This is a genomic window from Natronococcus pandeyae (genome assembly GCF_008122205.1).
Taxonomy (GTDB): Archaea; Halobacteriota; Halobacteria; order Halobacteriales; family Natrialbaceae; genus Natronococcus; species Natronococcus pandeyae.
The window spans coordinates 1-3,261 of the sequence record NZ_PHNJ01000036.1; the positions used below are offsets into that span (position 1 = coordinate 1).

The window sequence follows — 3,261 nt, forward strand, 5'->3', positions numbered from 1 at the left end:
CCATCGACGGCCTATCAACTGACGCCACCCGTTGATTTCCGTGCAGCAGTGGATCTGCTGGGGGATGATCATCTCATTGTTGACTCCGAGCGAATGCTCGTCATTTTCCGGAAGGGAGTTCTCAATCTCGAGGTAGTGGATGGAGATCTAGAGTCTGCTGAACAGGTTGCGATCAAGGTCCTCGACTCGTCACCACAAGCGGAAGAGACTGAGAATACCCTCGTAGAACGGTTTCTGGAGCAGGTGAAAACCACGACGGAAACAGACTGGGCTGAAGTCCACAACTCCTGATTTTCTTTCTTCTCTTCCCGTTTGCTACTACCCGCGGCCTACGTTTCCGCGGTTACACAGGACATCGGAACGAATTGAATGCGGCTATCTTTAAACAGCGAGAGAATCCCGCCCTTTAGGGCGGGCGTGAATCGCGTCACACGACTACGCAGCCACCGTTAATCGACAGAATTGGATTCCATCCGTTCGTCGATACAGCCCCTCACGAGGCTGGATAGGTTGATGTGGTTTTCGTCGATCCATTCGACCTGATCCTCTCGGATCGTTATCTGTTTGCGTTCCATCACGCTACGCTACAACCTCAAAATGTATAAGTGTGGCAGATGTGTATAGATACACATGGCAGAGGAGGTGACGAAACCGCTCGAGGCGACGCTCGCCCCACCGACACAGGGGAAAGCGGTACGACTCCGTCGCCTTCTCTCCACCTACCGCGAGGCGTTGCACGATGCGTTCGACTCCGGTGCCGATACGATGAACGGCGTTTCCGACGTGGTAACGCCGTTCGACCTGCCGTATCAGGCGAAGGCCGCACTGTGTAGCTACGTCCCGAAGCTCCGGAAAACGTACAACGCCCGCGGATTAGACGACGAACACCCGCTCCGGCTCACGAACCAAGCCGCGAAGTTCGACCGGGACGAATCTCGGCACCACGAGATTTGCTGGAACGTTCCCATGCCGGGTCGCGGAACGAACTTCTGGATTCCGCTTCGGATCAACCCCGAGCAAGAATCGCTGTGGCACGATGTCCTTAGTGAGGGTGCGAAGGCCGGACAGATTCGGCTTCAGCGGAACCGGAGTAGTTGGGTGTTGCACGTCACCGTCACGTACTCGGTCGAAGAGCCCGAGACAGACGGCGACGATACGTACATCGGGTTCGATATCGGCGAATCCGCGTTGATTACGGGCTGTGCCCTCAAACGCAACACGCCGACGAAACCGATGCTCGAGAGTGGCAGTCGTGCGCGACACCTCCGCAAAGAGATGTTCACAACGCTCCGGCGGCTCCAAGAGCGTGACGCCGCCGAGTGGCGGATCGACGAACGGTTCAACCACTACCAGAACGCGCTGACGGATATCGTCGAGAAGGTGTCCCGGCGTGCCGTCGAGTACGCCGAGTCCTTCGAGAACCCGGTGATTGTGGTGGAGGATCTGTCGTATATCCGCGAGAATCTGGACTACGGCAAGTACATGAACCGACGCCTTCACGCGTGGGCGTTCGCCCGTCTTCAGGGCCGGGTTGAGGACAAGGCCACCGAGGCCGGTGTCCCGGTCGAGTTCGTGACCCCGCGCTACACGTCCCAGACGTGCCACGAGTGCGGACACATCGGTCGTCGTGGATCTCAAGCCGAGTTCAGGTGTACGAACGACGACTGCCACGTAACAGAGTTCCAAGCAGACATCAACGCAGCGGCGAACATCGCCAGCCGCGTAGATCCGTGGGGAGAGAGCGTTCCTTGGGAACCGGAACGCGATGACTCGCCACGGAATGGGAGCGCCAGTGACAGCGCCACAGTCCACCGCGAGACGAGCGAGAAATCCTCGCAGATGACGCTCGCGGCCTACTCGGACTGAAACCTACGGCATAGCCGGAGTCCCACTGTCGTGGGAAGCCCCGCCGTTTACAGCGGGGAGGATGTCACCACTCTGTCGTCGCGACGCCGCGCTGCTCTTCGAACGCCGTTCGAACCTTCTCGAGCCTCTCATAGGCTGATAGCGCTAGTCCGAGTTTGATCCGGGCCTTCCAGGGCGGCAGATCACCGGCCGGAATCGTCCCGTGCTCACGGATCGTTCGGCTGCCGCCGGGCCCACCGTACCGGGCTGCCACCGCACCATCGAAACAGCGCGTCGCAACGACAACCGGGACACCCGCGTCAATCGCATCGGTGATGGCGTTACCAATCTCGGGCGTCGTGTTCCCGATGCCGCTCGCCGCCAAGACAACTCCGTCAACACCGTCAGCGACGGCACGCTTGAGTTGTCGGGCATCAACGGCCAACCCGCTGGGGATCATTTCGATTCGGGCTGTTGTCTCGGCGACGGGCAGGGACACTGACTCACTGCAGGGCTCACGTCGGAGCGCTATTCCGTCGGCTGTGACTTCTGCGACCGGGCCCGCACCAGGCGAGGCGTACGCTTCCGGCTGGCCTGCTCGTGCCTTCGTGACCCACCTGGCCGCGTGAACGAGATTTCCGAAGGCGATATAAGCGCCATCCTCGAACCGCTCGTCAGCCGCGACTTGGACCGCCTGCAGGAGGTTCGCGGGCCCATCCGCACCGGGGCTGTCCGCGGGTCGCTGCGCGCCGGTAAAAACGATCGGAATCTCAACGTCACTCACCAGATCGAGATAATACGCGGACTCTTCCATCGTGTCAGTGCCGTGGGTAACAACGACGCCATCGACATCATCGTCGGCTGCTCGCTCAACGGCGTGGACCAGCGATGTAACTTGCGAGAACGACAGATGAAAGCTGAGTTCGTCGCAGACGGATTCAACGTCGACACTCGCTATCTCCTCGAGTTTGGGAACTGCGGCGACAAGATCGCCACCATCTGCAGAGGGTGTCGCCCCGTTCGGTCCGTCCGTCGATGCGATCGTTCCACCGGTGCTCAACACGCGAATATGAGGCATGCACCGGTATTCCAACCGGAACTACTTTGGTTACTGGTTGTCCGTGTATCCGGTTTACACTGAGCCATCCTGCGGGAATAGTTCCGATTCTACAGGCGGAGCAGGCCGAGTGGCTCGGGGTCGTACGAAAATCTTTGATTTTCGTGAGTGAGCAAACGCTTCGCGTTTGCGATCTATACAAGACCGGAGGTTTTGCAGTATGACGAGACGCCTTCGGCGTCTCGAACCACTTGACCCCGAGGCGGTTCACCAGCTGAAACGGCCAGAGAAGATATTGAACGACCAATTTGGAGAATCTGGATTAAAATCTGCAGCATTATACTTTCACGACCTACAAA

4 protein-coding genes are annotated in these 3,261 nt (G+C 58.9%); 2 read left to right on the forward strand and 2 right to left on the reverse strand.

From position 1 onward, the window contains the following. A partial coding sequence (locus CV102_RS25565; RefSeq protein ID WP_222863749.1) for a hypothetical protein occupies window positions 1-291 on the forward strand: 291 nt, incomplete at its 5' end. A 158-nt stretch (window positions 292-449) separates the two neighbouring features. On the opposite strand, the gene CV102_RS27125 is transcribed toward CV102_RS25565, so the two are convergent. Then, entirely contained in the window at window positions 450-575 is a 126-nt protein-coding gene (locus CV102_RS27125) for a hypothetical protein (protein ID WP_267903148.1), read from the reverse strand. 55 nt (window positions 576-630) lie between these two features. On the opposite strand from CV102_RS27125, the gene CV102_RS25570 reads away from it, so the two are divergent. Continuing rightward, window positions 631-1,866, forward strand: coding sequence for an RNA-guided endonuclease TnpB family protein (locus CV102_RS25570; protein ID WP_148860816.1), 1,236 nt, complete (start codon window positions 631-633; stop codon window positions 1,864-1,866). Between the two features lie 64 nt (window positions 1,867-1,930). On the opposite strand, the gene CV102_RS25575 is transcribed toward CV102_RS25570, so the two are convergent. Further along, the gene (locus tag CV102_RS25575; RefSeq protein WP_148860817.1) at window positions 1,931-2,923 is read right to left on the reverse strand and encodes an asparaginase; all 993 of its coding nucleotides are present in this window, start codon (window positions 2,921-2,923) and stop codon (window positions 1,931-1,933) included. Window positions 2,924-3,261: the final 338 nt, after the last annotated feature.

What these genes read in the sequence shown, in the direction of transcription:
- CV102_RS27125 (WP_267903148.1), bottom strand. Translation starts at nt 575, where the DNA reads ATGGAACGCAAACAGATAACGATCCGAGAGGATCAGGTCGAATGGATC.
- CV102_RS25570 (WP_148860816.1), top strand. Translation starts at nt 631, where the DNA reads ATGGCAGAGGAGGTGACGAAACCGCTCGAGGCGACGCTCGCCCCACCG.
- CV102_RS25575 (WP_148860817.1), bottom strand. Translation starts at nt 2,923, where the DNA reads ATGCCTCATATTCGCGTGTTGAGCACCGGTGGAACGATCGCATCGACG.